Origin of the sequence: Mesoplasma florum L1 (assembly GCF_000008305.1) — a bacterium.
GTDB classification, from domain to species: domain Bacteria; phylum Bacillota_I; class Bacilli_A; order Mycoplasmatales; family Mycoplasmataceae; genus Mesoplasma; species Mesoplasma florum.
This window is the reverse complement of record NC_006055.1, coordinates 296617-315724: the sequence shown is the minus strand read 5'-3', so window position 1 is coordinate 315724 and position 19108 is coordinate 296617. Positions and strand designations below refer to the sequence as shown.

General features: G+C 24.8%; 13 protein-coding genes. All 13 read right to left on the bottom strand.

The window, feature by feature from the left end:
- Positions 1-35: 35 nt before the first annotated feature.
- The gene (locus MFL_RS01440) at positions 36-1580 is read right to left on the bottom strand and encodes a YitT family ABC transporter (protein ID WP_011183171.1); all 1545 of its coding nucleotides are present in this window, start codon (positions 1578-1580) and stop codon (positions 36-38) included.
- A gap of 89 nt (positions 1581-1669) precedes the next feature.
- Complete coding sequence (locus MFL_RS01435) at positions 1670-3052, bottom strand: DEAD/DEAH box helicase (protein WP_011183170.1); 1383 nt, start codon at positions 3050-3052, stop codon at positions 1670-1672.
- Positions 3042-3818, bottom strand: coding sequence for a Nif3-like dinuclear metal center hexameric protein (locus MFL_RS01430; protein WP_011183169.1), 777 nt, complete (start codon positions 3816-3818; stop codon positions 3042-3044). Before MFL_RS01430 ends, MFL_RS01435 begins: the two co-directional genes overlap by 11 nt.
- Positions 3796-4485, bottom strand: coding sequence for a tRNA (adenine(22)-N(1))-methyltransferase (locus MFL_RS01425; RefSeq protein WP_011183168.1), 690 nt, complete (start codon positions 4483-4485; stop codon positions 3796-3798). The genes MFL_RS01430 and MFL_RS01425 overlap by 23 nt, the downstream gene beginning before the upstream one ends.
- A 1-nt stretch (position 4486) precedes the next feature.
- A complete protein-coding gene (locus MFL_RS01420; protein WP_011183167.1) occupies positions 4487-5902 on the bottom strand; it encodes a sigma-70 family RNA polymerase sigma factor in 1416 nt (471 codons plus the stop codon).
- 16 nt (positions 5903-5918) lie between these two features.
- Entirely contained in the window at positions 5919-7790 is a 1872-nt protein-coding gene (dnaG, locus tag MFL_RS01415; protein ID WP_164919807.1) for a DNA primase, read from the bottom strand.
- 28 nt (positions 7791-7818) lie between these two features.
- A complete protein-coding gene (locus MFL_RS01410) occupies positions 7819-9174 on the bottom strand; it encodes a glycine--tRNA ligase (protein WP_011183165.1) in 1356 nt (451 codons plus the stop codon).
- A gap of 91 nt (positions 9175-9265) precedes the next feature.
- A complete protein-coding gene (gene recO, locus MFL_RS01405; protein WP_011183164.1) occupies positions 9266-10069 on the bottom strand; it encodes a DNA repair protein RecO in 804 nt (267 codons plus the stop codon).
- The gene (gene era / locus MFL_RS01400) at positions 10069-10974 is read right to left on the bottom strand and encodes a GTPase Era (protein ID WP_011183163.1); all 906 of its coding nucleotides are present in this window, start codon (positions 10972-10974) and stop codon (positions 10069-10071) included. Before era ends, recO begins: the two co-directional genes overlap by 1 nt.
- Complete coding sequence (gene ybeY, locus MFL_RS01395; protein WP_011183162.1) at positions 10967-11476, bottom strand: rRNA maturation RNase YbeY; 510 nt, start codon at positions 11474-11476, stop codon at positions 10967-10969. Before ybeY ends, era begins: the two co-directional genes overlap by 8 nt.
- Before the next feature lie 31 nt (positions 11477-11507).
- A complete protein-coding gene (locus MFL_RS01390) occupies positions 11508-13325 on the bottom strand; it encodes a cysteine peptidase family C39 domain-containing protein (protein ID WP_164919779.1) in 1818 nt (605 codons plus the stop codon).
- Positions 13326-13360: 35 nt separating this feature from the next.
- A complete protein-coding gene (locus MFL_RS01385; RefSeq protein WP_011183160.1) occupies positions 13361-13906 on the bottom strand; it encodes a DJ-1 family glyoxalase III in 546 nt (181 codons plus the stop codon).
- Between the two features lie 10 nt (positions 13907-13916).
- Positions 13917-19091, bottom strand: coding sequence for an ABC transporter permease (locus tag MFL_RS01380; RefSeq protein ID WP_011183159.1), 5175 nt, complete (start codon positions 19089-19091; stop codon positions 13917-13919).
- Between the last annotated feature and the right edge of the window lie 17 nt (positions 19092-19108).

Sequence of the window (19108 nt, the reverse complement as noted above, 5' to 3'; positions counted from 1 at the left end):
TAATACTTAAAATAAAAAGTATAATCTATAAAAGATTATACCTCATTTTGTATACTAACACCATTTTTTTTCATTTTTTTGTGTGTCTTAATAATTGTATTGCTTTCAATTTTTTTCATTAATTTACCATTATTCATGAATTCTTCAGTTAATGCTTTTTCACGTAATTCATTATCAAATGTATAACTAAAGTTTTTACCTTTAACAGCTTTACTTCCAATTATATTAATAATCATGTCTTCATCTATTTTGATTAAATAGTCTTCAATCTTATTAAAGTATAGTAACGGCATAGAAATCATAATTAAATCTTGTTCTTGATCATTTCAGGCATTTTTCTTTGAAGCAACAGTTCTTCAAATGAAAATATTGTTTGTGTAACCAACACTAAATAAATATTGTTGAACTTCATTAATTTTGTTTGTTGATATAAATAAGTTCAAAATTTTATTTTTAGGATAAAGTCTATTAACAGTTAATCCCTGTGTAATTATTAATGTTAAAGATGCAAATAAACTTGGTCCAATAATTCATTTGAATTTCATTTTTCAAACTAATGTTGAAGTGTAATATGAATCATACTCAGATGATGATGAGATATATTTTGAAATATTAAATCAATCTTCATTGTTTCAATTTCCAGATTTTAAATTTTTTCAACTATTAAATAAGTCTATTGAAACTTTATCCTCAGCAGATAATATAGGATCTAGAGCTTTTCCTAAATCTGAATTTATCAACTCATTTCAACTATTATATTCATTGTAAATAGCACTTAGTTTGATTGTCTGATCAATGTGTTGTGTTTTTAAAATAATTGTGTTCAAACAAATAACAATAAATAATATGAAAATATTTATTTTTATATTTAATGAACCAATATCTTTGTTTAATTTTTTAGAATAATAATAAGTAACTCAGTCACTTCCACCAGTTGATGCATTTCCTTTATATGTAATTGAATAACTAAATCCGTTAATCATTCCACCAAAGATAGCAAAAGCAAAAATTCAAATAATTGCTCCTCAAGCACCCGGTAAAGAACTAATTAAATTGTAATCAATAAGTAAACTAAATTCATTAGGGTTTATGTAGGGAATATTTTGTAATATTAAATCAAAGAAAATTGAAATAATTGAATAAATTAATGTAAGAGTTGAAAACTTTCATCCTATTTTTATAAATCCAAAAATTACTAAGGGAATATTCATGATGAAGTAAACTATAAAATAAAGTGTACTTGCTGAAATTGTTATATTATTAGCTCCTATTATAGATAGGAAACGAGCTATGGCACCTAAACCACCAGGGAATAATCCAGCATTACCAGTTATAGATATAAAATAATCTATTGCAATAGTTGAAAGGAATGCACCTATTAAAACAAATAAAAGATCTTTTCAAAATCCAATAGCATAATAGTTTCTAACCTCGAAAGCCTGTTTACCTTTATTGAATTCTATTTCATAGTTTTTTTCATAGCTTGGATCATTTTTTACTATTGTTATTTCTTCGGGTGAAAGTAGTAAAGCTTTTTTACCATTAGATGAATAAATTTTTATTCTTTTTTTTCTTGCCATATCTACTTTCCTTTGATTTGATTATTTCTATTTTTAATAATACTAAAAAATATAAAAATAAAAAGCAGAATATTCTACTTTTTTAAATATTAATCAAATAATTCTTCACGTCGTTTTCTGTACTTTTCTTTTTTGATTTTATCAATACTTTTTTTAATATGTTCACGTCGTTTTTTTCTTGTAATTTCATCAAGTTCTCTTTTTCTTTTTTTCTTATAACCAGGTTTAACTTTTTGATTACTATACTTCGCAATAACTTTTTTTGAATCAGTGTCTAAGTCTTCATAATGCTTAGCCTTTTTCTTGTTTTTATTTCTTATTTCAATTAGTTGATTATTGTCCATTCTTAAGCGAATAAATTCAATCCCAATTTTTTCTAGAGCTTCAATTTTTTCTTGATTCTTAACATTAAATAAAACATAACTTTCACCAGTCATTTTGCTTCTACCTGTTCTTCCACTTCTGTGTATGTAGTATGAAAGATCTGTTGGTAAATCAATTGAAATAACATGACTTACACCAATTATGTCAACACCCCTTGCAGCCACGTCTGTTGCAACAACAAACTTAAACTCATTGTTTTTAATTTTTTTAAGCATGTTCATTCTTGTTCTTGGTTGTAAATCACCATGTAGTTCACCAACATTTTGACCTGTTATTTCACGAATCAATTTAACATACTTAGGAATGTCTTCTTTATGGTTTGAAAATATAAGGCATAAATATGGATTAATTGAATTTAAAAGATTTGATAAAACTAAATCAGTTTCTCTATTCTTTGTTTCAATTAAAACGTGTTTTATGTTTTTACTTGATACATTTTTTTCAGTTACATCTATAAAATGTGCATTTCTAGCATATTTAGAAACAAAAGGTCTTAATTGTTCAGGAATAGTTGCACTAAACATAGATAAGTTTACATTTTGTTTTGCTTTTGAAACAACAAAATCAACATCTTCAATGAAACCTAAATCAAATATCATGTCGCACTCATCAATAATAATGTAATCTGATGTTGTAGCTTTAAGATGATTTTGTTCATATAATTCTTTAATTCTTGTTGGTGTACCAACAGCAATGGTTGGTTGTCTTTTATTTAGAGATTCAATTTGTTTATTTATGTCCTCTCCACCAATAAATAAATCTACTTTCAATTGAGTTTCATTTTTTGTGAAAGGTTTAACATTATCAAAAATTTGTTTTGCCAATTCTCTTGTTGGTGCAATAATTAATGCTTGTACATTTTTCTTATCTTGATCAAATCTTAGATTGTTTAAAATAGGTAGTAAAAAAGCATGAGTTTTTCCTGTTCCTGTGTGAGAAAGAGCAATAACATTTTGATGTTTCTTGATTAAAGGTATTATCTCAGCTTGAATTCTAGTTGGTGTTTCAAAATTTATTTCTTTTAAAGTATCATTAATGTATTTTTTGAAACCAAAATCACTAAACTTTCTTTCGTTATTATTTGACATAGTATTGTTCCTTTATATCTACTTTCTCTATTTTTATATCTTTAAAATTATTTGACAATCTTTCTTCAATATCATTAATGAAATAGTTTTCCATATAATGACCAACAGTTATTAAAGTTACATTATTGTCATTTGCATATATTCAATCGCTTCACTTAGCTTCACCAGTTATGAAAACACAATCTTGAATTTGTTTAGAAATCATTGAACTAGCTCCACTTCCCTGATTTATTAAAAATTTAGAAGTTTTAAAATTTTCATCTGAATTTATTTGAATTGTTTTAACTTGAAAAACATTCTTTAAGTTTTGAATTAAATCATCTTTTGATATATCACTATTTAAATTAACTTCTAAATACTCTTTATTAAATAATGGAAATTTTGCACTCTTTATTTTAAATGCATTTGTTAACAAATCAATAAAAGCTTTATATCCACAAATATCATAATTTGTATGAATTGAAAAAACATATATATCTTCTTTTGTTAAATATTTAATTAATTCTTTTTTAAAGGGATTTTCTTTCTCTTTTTTTAATTCATTAAATATAAAAGGGTGTCTAGTAATAATAAAATCAATTTTACTGTTTTCCATTTGTTTTAATGATTCATTATTTAAATCCATTGTAATCAAAACGTTTGAAATTTCTTTATCAAAATTAACCACTTTTTTATTAAATTTTTGAATACCTACATTATCTCATTCATAAGCTTTGTTAGCAGGAAACTTTTTTTCTAAATATTTAATCAATTTTATTAATTTCATTTAAGTATCCTCTAATTTCTATAATCTTATTTGTAATTTCTTCATGAGAATTATAGTGTTTTTCAACATCAATTTTACTTAATATTTTTTCAAACTTTTTAATTTCATTATCATAGTATTTTATAACTTCATCATTATTTGTAAAGTATTTTTTATTTCCAAAAGAAATATCGTTTTTCGCAATTAAATTAGTTTTGTTTTTTTCAATAACAATTACTCAATAGCCTTTTTTGCTATCAATTATAAAATTTTCAAAGCTTATTGAATATTCTTTTTCAAAAACTCATTCTCTTATATTGCTAACTTCTGTATTAGAACAAATAATGTACTTACCTATTTTATTATTATCTTTTTTTACAATATCAAGAATGGTTGTACTACCTAAACCACAAATTGTAACAACATCAATAAATTGAATTTGTTCTTCTAAAACAAAATCCAAACCATCACTTAAGATAGTTTGAATTTGATTATCGCAGTTATACATGTTGATGTTCTTTTTAGCTCAACCTAAAGGTTCATCATTAACATCAACAGCATAAGCAAACTTAGTTCTTTTTTCTTTTACTAAAGTTATTGGTAAATATGCATGATCTGTACCAATATCTGCGACAACATTGCAAGAATCAATTAATTCAGCAATAGTTCTTAGTCTTTTTGTCAGCATATTAACCTTTGTAAAATTCTTTTAAAACTTTACCTGATTTATTAGCATTTGCAGGTTGTTTTAATTTTCTAATTGTTTTAGCTTCAATTTGTCTAATTCTTTCTCTTGTAACATTTAATTCTTTACCAACTTCTTCTAAAGTTTTTGATGCTTCATATTTTAATAAATGGTCTTGAATTATTTTACTATCAACTGTTCTTATTTTTTCAACAGGAGTCTCTAAGTGAATATCTAGTTTATTAATTGCTTTAGCTAATTCTCCAGCAGTTTCATCATTACATTCTTCAGCAAGTCTAATCAATGTTCTAACTTTTGTTGGAACAATCCCGTATCTCATACGAATAACTTTTTCTTCTCTTGCTGGCATATCTTCAAATACTTTGTCTATAACTTCTCTTAAAATTTCTTTTTCAGTAAAGTCTGTTGGAGAAATCATATCTTTATCTTCAACGAAATCTCCAAAATGAGTGTCATCTTCATCACCAAATGGTTTTTCTAAACTAACAGGTTCAACAGCAATTTTTTTAATTTCAACAACTTTTTCAGCTGTCATGTCTCCACCCATTCTTTCTGCAACTTCTTTTGATGATGGTTCTCTTCCTAGTTCTTGAGTTAATTGTCTTTCAATTCTAGAAAGTTTATTAATTGTTTCAACCATATGAACTGGTATTCTAATTGTTCTAGCTTGATCAGCAATAGCTCTTGTTATAGCTTGACGAATTCATCATGTTGCATATGTTGAAAACTTAAACCCTTTTTCATAATCAAATTTATCAACAGCTTTAATTAAACCAATATTTCCTTCTTCAATTAAATCTGCAAAATCTAAACCTCTATTTAAGTGTTTTCTAGCAACTGAAATAACTAATTTTAAGTTAGAAGTGATTAACATATCTCTTCCTTCTTTTCTTTCTTCTGGATCTTCTGAATTAGCTAATTTAGCGTAAACAATTTCTTGATCTTTAGTTAAAATTTTAGTTTGTCCAATAGTTGAAAAGTATGTTTTAATTAAATCTTGAATTTTAGTTTCATTTGAAATTGATCCAACTCTATATTTAGTTGTACCAGCATCTTTTGGTCTTCTACCTGGACCTTTTCTTTCTCCAATTAATTCATCAGCATAAGCATCATCATCACTTATTTCAGCATCTTCATCAACTTCTTCATCAAGATCTATTTCTTCATCAATGTCAATATCTTCTAAATCTGTGAATTGAATTCCTTTTGCTTGTAAATCTTCTAATAATTTTTCATATTCATTATCAGTTGCATTTGCAAATATTTTACTAAAACTCATTTGAACTTCTTCAGATGTTATTTCATTATTATTTTGTTTTGCAAATTCTACTGTTGCTTCATAAAAATCTTCAATTGTTTTAATTTTTGCTATTTCTTTTTTATCCATATATTTTTTCATATAGTTACCTCTTTCATTAGTTGTTCTTATCGTTAAAATTTCCTAGTCATTCTTCTCTTTTTTTAATTCTTTCAGATAAAATGTCCATTAAATTATCTCGATCGTTTTTACTCAAATTATTTGAATTTAACATTTCATTAATTTCTGCTATTTTTTTCTCATTAGAATACATTTTTAATTTTTCAAATGAATTTTCAATTAACTTAGCTGTATTTGCTTCAGGTTTTATTCTTACCATTAAAGGATCAGATTCATACAAGTTTATTTCTTCAAGTGTTTCTTGAGAAAAGTTTTGATTAATTATTTCTTTTATTTCAGTCTCATTGTAATTCATGTTCTCTTCATAAGAATTAATTATTTTTAAAATTAATCTTCCAAATTCTTTATGTGGGAATTTTACTTCTCTAATTTTATCTTTTATCAATTCTAAGTTTTTATTAGATTTTATTAAATCAAATAAAATAGTTTTTTCTGCCAATTCATAAGCTTTCAAAGAAGACAAAATATTAAAACTCGTATTTTTATTATTAACTGCTTGTTTTTCAGAACTTGTTTTAACTTCTTCAACCTTATTATTAGAAATACTATTGATTTGTTTATTTAATATTTTTTTATAAAAATTAATAATTGCTTCTTTTGAAAGACCTGTTATTTTTTCAAGTTCATCAATTGAAGTTTCATAAAGTATATTGTTGTTACACTTTAATACAAATGAACATATTTCTTTCATGAATTCTTCAACAGAATTAAAATCTTTTGAATTAACTTTTGGTCAACGTTTTGAAATAATGTATTCCAAAGGATTTAAAGCTTCAGAAATCATTTTTTCAATTTCAGCTTTTTTACCTTGTTTTATTAATTCATCTGGATCGTTATTTGTAGGGTTATTAACTACCAGTACCTTTTGATTATTTAAAATTAATGTTTGGGAAGCCTCTATATTACCCTTTATACCAGGCTCATCACCATCCAAGAACATTTTTATAGTTCCTTTAATATTTTTGAAAATACTAACATGATATTGTGAAAGAGCGGTTCCCATTAAAGCGATTGTATTATCTATTCCATTTTTATGCAAACTGATAACATCCATGTATCCTTCTAAAACAATTAATTCTTTTTTAACTCGCGCTGATTTAATAGCCTCACTAAAGTTGTAAGCTATTTTTCTTTTTGAAAATACTGGTGTTTCTTTTGTATTTAAATATTTTGGTTTTTCAGAATTTGTTTCAATAATTCTTCCACTAAAACCAATTAATTCTTTATTTTCATTTCTTATTGGAAACATTATTCTATCAGTAAAAATATCATACATTTTTTGGCGTTCTTCGTTATAAGTCCCCAATCCAGCTTCAACAATATCTGATATGTTGTATCCTTTGCTTATTAAGTGTTCAACTAAACTATTATTCTTTGGTAAGAATCCTATTTCAAAAAATGCAATATCTTCATTTGTTATGTCTCTTGAATGAAGGTATTTGACAGCATGCTTTGCTTCATTAGATCTTAAGTTTAATTTAAAAAATGCTAAAGATTCTTCATTAAGTTTATAAATAATTGTATTTTTATTTTGTTTAACTGGATTTTCATTTTCAAACTTAGACAAATCATAGTTTAATATAACTGCTAATTTTTTTATAGCTTCTTGAAAACTTATATTATCAAAGTCTTTAACAAAGTCTAAAACTGTACCAGAAACTTGACAAGAAAAACATTTGAAAAATTTTTTTTCTGGTGAAACAGACATTGAAGCATTTTGGTCTTGATGAAATGGACATAACCCTCAAAAGTTTCTACCTTTTTTTGAAAGCGCTACTCTTTCGCTTACAATTGAAACTATGTCTGATTTTTCAATAATATCATCAATAACTTCTTTTGGTATTAACATGAGTATCACTTCCTTTCAAAATTAAAAATTAAAATTTTGCTTTTAAATATGCTTCAAGTTCATCTAAATTAATACGTACTTGTTCCATTGAGTCTCTTTCTCTTACTGTAACTGAATTTGTTTCTGGTGTGTCAAAGTCAACTGTTATCACAAATGGTGTTCCAATTGCATCTTGTCTTCTATATCTTTTACCAACATTTCCTGTTTCATCATAAGTAACATCAAAATTATTTAAAAGATTTGAATATAGAGCTTGTGCTTGATCATTTTGTTGTTTTTGTAAAGGCATAACAGCAATTTGATACGGAGCTAGGTTATATGGTAATTTCATAACTATACGTGAATTCCCTTCACCTAAATCTTCTTCATGATATGCTTGTCATAAAATAGCTAACATCATTCTTTCAACACCAACACTTGGTTCAATTACATGTGGTAAAACTTTTTGATTAGTAGTTGGATCTAAATAAGTTAAATCTTGCTTAGATGCTTCTTGATGAGCATTTAAGTCAAAATTACCTCTATGTGCAACTCCTCATAACTCTCCTCAACCAAATGGGAATTTAAATTCAATATCACTAGTTGCTGTTGAGTAATGTGCTAATTCATCTTTTTCATGACTTCTAACTCTGTAATTTTCTTTATTAATTTGAATTTTATCTTGTAAGAATGTTTCAACTTCATTTAATCAGTATGAGAATCAATCTTTTTCATCAGATGGATTAAAAAAGAATTCTAATTCCATTTGTTCAAATTCACGTGTTCTAAAAATAAAGTTACCTGGTGTAATTTCATTTCTGAAAGATTTACCAATTTGACCAATACCAAAAGGTAATTTTTTTCTCAATGATCTTTGAGCATTTTTAAAGTTTATAAAAATACCTTGCGCTGTTTCAGGTCTTAAATATACAGAAGAAGATTCATCTTCAAGAACTCCTTGATTAGTTTTAAACATTAGTGCAAATTTTCTTATTTGTGTAAAATCACATGCCTGACATTTTGGACACTTTATGTTTTGTTCTCTAATAAACTCTTCCATTTGATTTTCTGTCATAACTCCAGCATTAATTTCAGAATTAAATTCTTCAATTAATTTATCTGCTCTTCATCTACTGTTACATTTTTTGCAATCAATTAATGGATCGTTAAATCCATCTATATGACCACTAGCTTTTCAAACACTTGAGTTCAAAATGATTGAACTATCTAAACCAATATTGTAAGGGTTTTTTCTAACAAAATGATTTCATCAAGCTTGCTTTAATTTATTTTTAACTTCTACACCCAATGGTCCATAATCTCAAGAATTAGCTAGTCCACCATAAATTTCTGAACCTTGAAAAATAAAACCTTGAGATTTTAAATGGGCAATTAATTTTTCCATATTTTTTTCTCCTTAATAGTCTTGTATATAAAATAACAAAAGTCAGCATTTGGCTGACATAAAACTATTTCAATTATAAATGATTTTACCTTTAAATACTATTTTTTGTCAACACTTTATGAGTGTACTCTCAAAAGGTGTCATCTTTGTAAACTTCTTTCTTTAAAATTTCATTCATCGGGTATGAATATATTCCTATTTCGTTAAGATAATAGCTAAAAAGTAATTTAGAAATTATTATTTCAAAAGAAACGTTTATAGGAAATTTTTGAATAGTGAAAAAAGTGTTATTATCCATTCTTTGTAAATATTTAATAAATTCATAATCATGTTCTTCTTCATTTTCATTAATACAATTAGGACAAACTAAACCATAATGTTGAAGATCAAATTTTCTATAAATCTTACTTGCTTTGTTACAACGATAACATTTATTTAATTCTCAGTATCCACCAAAATTTTTTAATGAGTAAAAAAGAAATCAAACCATATTTGAAAAAGGGTTTACCTCATCATTAATATTTCTTATAGCTTCTCTTAACATATCAAATAATTTAAAATCTTTGTTATAAAAAAGTTCTTCTTGTAAAATAACTGAACTTATAATGCTTGCAAATAAATAATTATTATATGATTTTGCAATTTTAAAATTATTTCTTACTAATATTCCAGTTTTTAATTTTGAAATTGATTGTGTTTTTCTTGATTTAAATATTTCAAAATCAGATTCAGAAAATACATTAAGTGAGTAATTATTTTTGCTTGATGCTTTATTAGCACCTAGAGCAATAAAACTTAGTTTCCCAAATTCATCAGAATAAACTGTAATAATTTTGTCATTTTCTTCATAATTTAAAGAATCTAAAACTATTCCTCTGATTTTTACTTCACTCATTAGTATTTATCCTTGTCGTATCCCATCTTTTTAATTAAACTTGCAGAGTTTCTTCAATTCTCTTGGACTTTTACAAATAATTCTAGATTAACATCTTTTTCAAAAAGTTCTCTTATTTGTTTTCTTGATTTATATTTAATATCGCTTATTTTTTTACCTTGATGACCGATAATAATTCCTTTTTGAGATTTTCTTTCAACTATAATAGATGCAACAATATTAATTTCATCTTCTGTTTCTTCAAGTTCATCTACAAGTATAGCAACTGAATGAGGAACTTCTTGTCCAGCTTTTAAAAGTACGCTTTCTCTTATTATTTCTCTTATTGCAAAACGATTAGGTTGATCTGTAATAGATTCTTCATCATAAAAGTAATGACCTGTTTCAGGCAAGAAACCAACAATTGTTTCTATTAATTTATCAATATTAATATTTTCAGTTGACGAAGTAATAATAATTTCATCAAAAATTTGTTCATATGTATTTCATTCAGTAGCTTTTAAAAATAATTTTTCTTTGCTAACAACGTCAGCTTTTGAAATTACAAGTATCTTTTTAATGTCATTCTTTTTTGATAATTCATTTAATATAAATAAATCATTTTTTCCTATTGTTTCATCAGCTGGTGCCATAAATACAACAACATCAACTTCTTTCATACTTCTCATAGCACTAGAATTCATAAATCTATCAATTTGATTTTTTGAAGTGTGTATTCCTGGTGTATCTACAAATATCAATTGATATTCTTTTTCTGTCAAAATACCTCTTATATTATTTCTTGTTGTTTGAGCTTTATTTGTAACAATTGAAATTTTATGCCCTATTATTTTATTTAATAAAGTTGATTTACCAACGTTTGGTCTACCAACTATAGATATAAATCCCGATTTAATTTTATTCATCTTTTTCCTCTATTTCTTTATAATCTTCTTCTGTGAATTTTATTGTGTAATTTATTTTATTTATTTTAAGTATTTCATCTTGAATGAAAAACATTTCTTCTTCATCTTTTTCATTTGTTTCATGATCATAACCCATTAAGTGTAAAAAACCATGTGTAAATAAAAATCCCATTTCTTCTTTCAAAGAATGATCATATTTAATGCTTTTTCTTTCTGCTTCTTCAATACAGATAAAGATATCTCCTATTTCTTGATATCCTAAAGCTTTTATTTCTTGTGGAGACATTTCTATTGGAAATGATGTTACATCAGGTATATAAGAATGATTTCTATATTCTTGATTTATTTTTTGAGCTGGTTCACTATCTAAAAAAGTAATAGATAGATTTATTTTATTTTTTAATTTCAGATATTTAAAACCTGAATTAATTATTTGTTTTGCTAAATCTTCTCATTCTTTTACTTTTAAATCAGTTTCATTTATAAAATCAATACTTATCATTCTTATCCCTTTTTACTTTAATATATTAATTTTAAGACAAAATCAAAAATTTATCATCACTTAATTCAGTAAAGATAGTTAAAATTGACTTTATTTCATCAAAAGTTAATATTTGAAAATCATTTTTAATTAATATTACTTTTTTGTTAATGTAAAACACATTCAATAGCTTAATTATCTCTTTTTCAATTTGACTATTAGTTTCTGGTTTTACTAGTTTTGTTATTTTGATTGAGTATTTATTTAAAAGTTCATTAATTTCCTTAATATTAAAAATATTTATACTATTTATGTTTGATGATGTTATGTTTTGAAAAATAGTTCCAAATTTGATTTGAAAATTTTTTGAATAATAAATTTGTTTACGTAAATCAGATGTTTTTAAAATGCTAATGTTCTTGTTATTTATGTAGACATCAACTTCTATATCATTTTTAGTTTTATTTACATTACCTAAATCAATTTTAAAATTTATTATGTTTAACCCTTTATTTAATTCTAATTTTTGTTGTTTATTTGAAATTAGAATATTGCTTATTTCTTCATTAAAATTAACTTCATTTTTTTCAATAAAAATTTTTTCAAATTTTATAATTGATATCTTATACTTTTTTATTCATATTAAAGTTTGACCTAAATTAAAAATATTAATTCTACTAAAATTTTTAAACAATAAAATTATAAAGAAAAGTGAAAATTCTAAATTACCATTTTTTAATAATGATCAACTAACTATATAAATTAATATTAAGCCAACTTTATCTCAAAGTTCAATTCAATTTAACGTTGAACTTGCCAACTTATCTTTTTCTTCTAATTTTAAAAGTTCTGTTAACATATCATATTCAGCACAAATATTTTTTACATGTTCAATATTACTTAAAAATGTAAATCATTCTTTATCTTGATTAAAACTATCTTTTTTAACAAAATTATTTATAAAAGTATTAATCAATATATAAATAACATCAGCTATAAGTATTATTAAAAATAATTCTTTAATAATAAAATAAATAAAGAATAAACTTACTACTTCAGAAATAAACGATGAAATGCTGCTTTTCAAACTGTAGTTTTCATATTGACATACTCATTTTATTTCTTGATATAAATAAAATAAATCTTCTGAATTTGTAGATTCAATTAAGTTTAAGAATTTTTTTAATAAAAAATGTTTTCTTTTTTTATAATTCTTATTAAGAATATTAATCGATATATTTTTGAAAAGCATATTAAACAATAAAATGATTAATGGAAATAAATATATTAAAAAATCTTGAGTCTGTTCAGATAATGAATTAGAAAACATCTTAAGAAATTGTGTATCTAAAATGAACAATAGTGTTGATACTAAATTTATTAATAAGTATAAAATAAAATCAAAATTAAAAATATTTAAAAACTTTTTAAAATTAAATTTAAAGTCTTTATTAAATGATTTGATGTTAGATTTAAAAATTATTACGTTACTATTAAAACATTTCAAAAATTCAGAGATATTTTGCTTAATCTTTTTTTCTTTGCTTGGATCAAAAACAATTAAATTATTTTGTAAAATACTTTCTACTATAACAAAATGTAATAATCCATCAGAATTTATCACTTGTGCTAAAAATGGTACTTTATTTTTTAATTCTAAAAAATCTTGCTCAACTTTAAAAGCATCACCTTTTAAATAAAAATTACTAGCTAAATCAATCACGTCATAAAAACTAAGTTCATCATCATGGATTGATAGATAATTTTTAACTTGTTGCAAATCTATTTCATACTTATAAAAATGATTAATCATCATTGCTATGCATGCAACACCACAATCTTGATACGAGGTTTGTTTTACTAACTTCAAAAAAATCACCTCACTGTATTAGTAAGGTGATTTTGTTAAATAATTACAAGTTGTTGTCTAATTTTTTCTTTTTGTTCTTTTCCTTGTAGATATTCTATTATATTTAAGGCAAATGGAACTACTGTTCCGATGCTTGAACCAGTAACAATATTTTTGTCTATAATACTATCTTTTTCTTGAACTAAAGCTTTTTCTAAGTATTTATTAGAAGTAGGGAATTTTACTATTTTAATATCATCGATAATTCCAGCTAGACCTAAAATTTGTGGTGCAGCGCAAATAGCACTAACCATTTTATTTTTATCATTAAAATCTTTTATTAAATTTAATAAAATTTCATTATCAAATAATTCATTTACTCCTGGTCCTCCAGGTATAACTATTCCATCATAATTTTGTGAATTCAGCGATTGAATATTATATTCTGTTTTTACAATTATATTATGAGAACCTACTTGAAAATCTTTATTTTCAATATTGTATATATCTACAATAATTTCAGATCTTCTTAGTATATCAATTGTTACAATAGCTTCTGATTCTTCAAAATTTTTATGTAAAATTATTGCTACTTTTTTCATAATTTCTCCTTTATTCATGAGTTTCACTTAATAATCCTGCAGGGTCACCTTTTCTTATTTTTCTAGTTATAACAGATAGACTTCCAAAGAAAGATAATCCGATAATAACTGCAGAAACAATAAATGGTCATCAAGTTAGTGCCATTGGTATTGCAAGTCCGTATGAAGCTAGAATTATTGAAACTGAAGACATTGCTGCAGTTGCTAATAATGTTGATATAAATCATGCAAATATTGCTAATACACTAACTACACCAAATGAATATTTCTGGGTTTTTCAGTTTGAATATCCGAATGACTTCATTAATATCATAAACCTTTGTAGCGAAGCAATGTAGATATCTCCGATTAACATTATTAATAACGATGCCGTGATAATTACAATTATAATAAAGAATGAACCTAAAACAATAGCTAGACTTGTTATTTGTTTAATTAATTCTTTTTCAGTTGAAAGAAGTTTAGAACTTATAATACTGCTTGTTACAAATCCATCAGATATATTTCCAATTGGTGTTTGACTTAACATTAATAATCCATTGTTTTCTGAAATACTTTGTCATATACCAGTTGTTAAATCAATCGATTCTTCAACATTTGAATATTTTGTATTACTTCACATGTATTGAGTATATTGTGTTGAGTCTGCACCTTCAGATAACATATTAGTTCAATCATTTAAATAAATATCTTTGTTATCATCATGTAATTCATATCTATCAAATTCACTGACAATTTTATTTCCATTATTATCTGTTATAGTTTGTCCTGCTTTAACTTTTGGAGTATCTTCAAAAACATTATTTTTAACATCTTGTTTTTTTGCTAGAGAATAATTTGAAAGAATATTAGCCATCTTTTGATCCATTAAGATCATACTTGTGTTGTAAGAATTTAATGTTCCAACAACTTTGTAATCTATATTTAAGTTTGAATTTAAATACTTAACAGAATCATTTTCTTGCTTAAATAAATTATTTCTCATGGCACTTGCATATCAAACATAATTAGATTCTTTTTCTAACAAGTTTGCTAAACCTTTGTTTTTATAATCTGTTCTTTTATAACTTAAAGAATAAGGTTTGATTTTAATATATTTTGAGTCTTTTGCTGATGAGTACATACTTTCTCAAGCATGTTTAACATCTTTTGGTATATTTTCACCACTAATATCTGATTCAAAGTATTTTGATTTATCAGGTGTATTGTTTGTTGTATTAGCTCATTCATCAACTGAACCAATTAAGTTTTCTGGAATAAATAACTCAATATTTTCATATTGATAGTATGGCCTAACATAACTTACACCATTCTCATTGTTATCAACAGCAAAATCATTAAACATATAAGCATTATTATCTAATGATGTATTTTCATTTTCACCAGTATATTGAATTTTATAAGTAAATTTATTGTTATCAAGATTAGCAGGATCTAAATAGTTTTGATCGCTTATTACACCAGTTCTATTACTTTTAATATTTGAGTCACTATCTTTTTGATTTAAATTAGTTTTAAAGTAATCAGAATTCAAGAAATCTGAATCATTATATACTCAAGCTTGTTTTGGCAAGCTTAAAAATTGACTATCATTTTTTGATTTAAATTTTAATTGATTTCCAAATACACTTTCATTTTGTAAAACCTTGTTATTTGATAAATGATATTTATTTTTTGCTTGATTGTTTGGCATTATAGGAATTGTTAAAGTTTTTGTTTGAGCATCATAATAAACAAAGCCATTTTCTGAAATTGATTTTGTCATATCTCATTGATTATTTATTAACATTTCAATTTCAGTAGCTGTTTTATCACTTACAAATATTTTTTCATTGTTTAGATCAAATGCTTGTTGATTAGGGTTTATTCCTGTAAAACTCATATTTTTATATTCTTCAGTATCAACATTGATGCTTGTTGCTAATGAATCTTCATTTTTAGTTACTTTTTTAACATTATATCCAAAAGCATATTGTTCTTTACGTGAAGGGTCTTGTAAATATCTCTCTACATAAGGTGGAACATTTTTTAAAATAATTGATAAAATATCTTCTTTTCAATTACCGCTTGATTCTCCAGAACCCCCACCCAAAACAGCACCAAGTATCATTGGTATTGCATCTGTTAAGTTTTTTGTTATGATATTAAATTTATTTAAGTTATCCATGTCACTATTTATTCTAGAATAAGCGTTTGTGCCATAAGCTGTTGCATCATAATAAGAGTTCATAATAACGTTTAGCGCTTGATCTATCATACCAACACTAAATTGTGAACCTATACCATTTGCAAAGTTGTTACCAAATTGTTCAGTGATTAATTGGAATAATCCTGTGTTATTACCATTTTCTTCAATTTCTGTTGAATAAACTGCATTGTTACTTGAATCATTAACAATATATTTAAATGTATTTGTAATTTGCCCACTACCAGCTTGGTTTTTTGAATAAACATATTTAGATAGTGGAGAAACATCAAATGATGAATCATAACTATATGTTGGATTTGAATAATATTCCATTAAAGATGTAGTTTTATAGTTCGCGTCGATGGTTTTCAAATCTTCAGTATAACTAATTGTCGATTTTGACAATGGCGCGTTATATACATTTTCTACAAATCTATGTTGGTTGTTATAGTTCAAATGGTTATAGTAACCATTTTTAGTTGTTTCAACTAAAGCCGGAATTGACAATCCGAAGAAAATCAAGAATGATGAAATGAAAATTACAAATGCAGTTGTTGTTGTATTTCTAATTGCTGATGCACTTACAATTAAACTGAATCTTAATGTGAATTTTGAATTTGCAAAAACTCTATTAATTCAATTCATTATTGCAGCTTGTTGTTTTACTTTACCAACCTTGTTTAACATTAAAGTTACATCTTCTCTTGTTTCAATGTAAGCAAATAATATTGATAAAATAATTACAGCAAAACCAAATGCAAATACACCAATTAATAAAGCAACCATTGAGATTGATATTTGAGAAATCTGTACACTAAAATATGGAATAAACATTTTAATAAATATTAACTGTACTGATGTTCCAACCATTCAACCAATAGGTATAACTAAGAAAGTTATAATTAAACCAACAGCAGCATATGATTTTGCTATTGAGAATGAATTTACTCCCATAGCCTTTAATATTGCTATTTGTTTTATATTTGCTTTAACCATTTTTTTAATGTAAATTACAACTCCCAATAATGATATAACACCAACAATAACAGATATTGAAATCATGATTATTAATAACCCTGAAACTATTGATGGTTGAAGCACTCAGTTCATTCTATAACTTGATTCATTAAAAGTTTTAGTATTTTTTGATAACGGAGTGAATGATGCAAAGGTTTCAAAGTTTTTGCTAGCACTATTGTCTTTAGATCATAGGAAATAATTAATATTAGTATTAGATATTTGTTCTTTTGAAGTTGATTGTGAATTTTCAACAATTGGGAACAATGTTTGTTCAGTTCCATATATAATAGCTGAGTTTCTATATTGAGGAAATGGCACATTTTCATCAACTATTGGATAGTAAGAAAACGTATCAGTAGCAATACCAACTACAGTTAAAACTTGAGGTCCTATTTTTATAGTTGAATTATTTTTAATATTATGTGCTTTTGCATATTGTTCAGAAACTAATATTTCACCATGATTTAAAGGTAATCTACCACCCTCATTATCATTTAATATTTTCAGGTTAGTATGATTATATTCATCAAGTATTACTGCTTTATATTGAATTTGATTTAAATTATCAAATACATTAAACTCTTTTCTAAATTCAATATTAAAATTAGAGTAAGATGCTGCAATTTTTAAGAACATTCTATAATTATTTGAAATATTGTTTGTTCATGGGCTATTAGCTTCAAATAAAGAGTAATTGCTTTGACTTCAAGTTAATCATTCAATATTTCTTTCTGAAAACAAATTACCAAAAAACTGATCAGACATGTTAGAGTTATTGATTGCACTAAATTTACCACTTCAATCATCATTTAAACTATTTGAATTTAAACTTAAAGGGTTTAAATTAATATATTCAGTTGAAGCTTTTGTAATTTTATCTTCATCATCATAAAACGCAACAATTGGGGTTGCTTTACCCTTTAAACCATTACTCTTAATTTTTGCATACACATCAGAATTATTTGTATCTTTTGATACATATATATAGTTTTTTTCTTTTGTATCTCCTGTAACTACAGAATCATACAATTTATTTTGCTCATTAACTACTCACTCTTGGTTTACATTTGATTGATTTCAGTTATTTTGAATATCTTGACCTGTTATAAATTGAAAAATAGCTTTTCCTCTATTTTCATTTTCAAAACTTCAATTAGAACTATTTAAAAATTCTCTGATAAAAGCAAAAGCACTTGAAAATGCATTTGATGCATATAAATAAATGTCTTTATTCTCAATTCCGATAATATCATTAGTTTGTGATTCATTGTTATTTAGACTATTAAGAGTAAAAACAGTATTGTTTTCGTTTATGTTTTCATCAAATTTTTTTGTTGAAAGATTTGTTTTTATATTATTTAAATCGTTTTCTATAAAACTTTTATCATCTATTTCATTTATATAACTAACTATAGGAACGTAATTTAAATAATCTACACTTGAATCGTTATGGTTATAGTAAAGATCTAAATCGGTATAAAAACTTTCTAATAACAACATTCTTGTAGTTCAGAAAAACGCATTTGATGAAAATGCATTTCAATTATTATTTGAATCTTCATTGAAAGTATTTGAAATAAAAGTATTAAGCATTCTATTGTCTTTTTCAAAAGCTTCTGTAATAAATGTTCTTCCATATATTGAATTAAAGTTAATGTTTACTGTTTCTTGTTGATCAACACTTGTTCTTGAATCAACTGGTAAAAAACTAAGTATTAATTGTTTTGAAACTTTATTAGTTGAAGGTTGGTTTTTAATAAAAGACATTTGATCTGAAACATGATAATCAAATTTTTCAACATCTCCAACAACAGAATTATAAGTATCATTAAGTCTATCTTTTATTGTTAATGAACTTGTTAAAACTACAATTGACATAAAAGACAATAACAAAATACTTAGGAATTGAATCCTAAACTTAAATATAGATTTTAAACTTTGTTTAAAAAATAATAAATTATTTTTAAATTTGTCCATTTTATCGCCTTTATTTC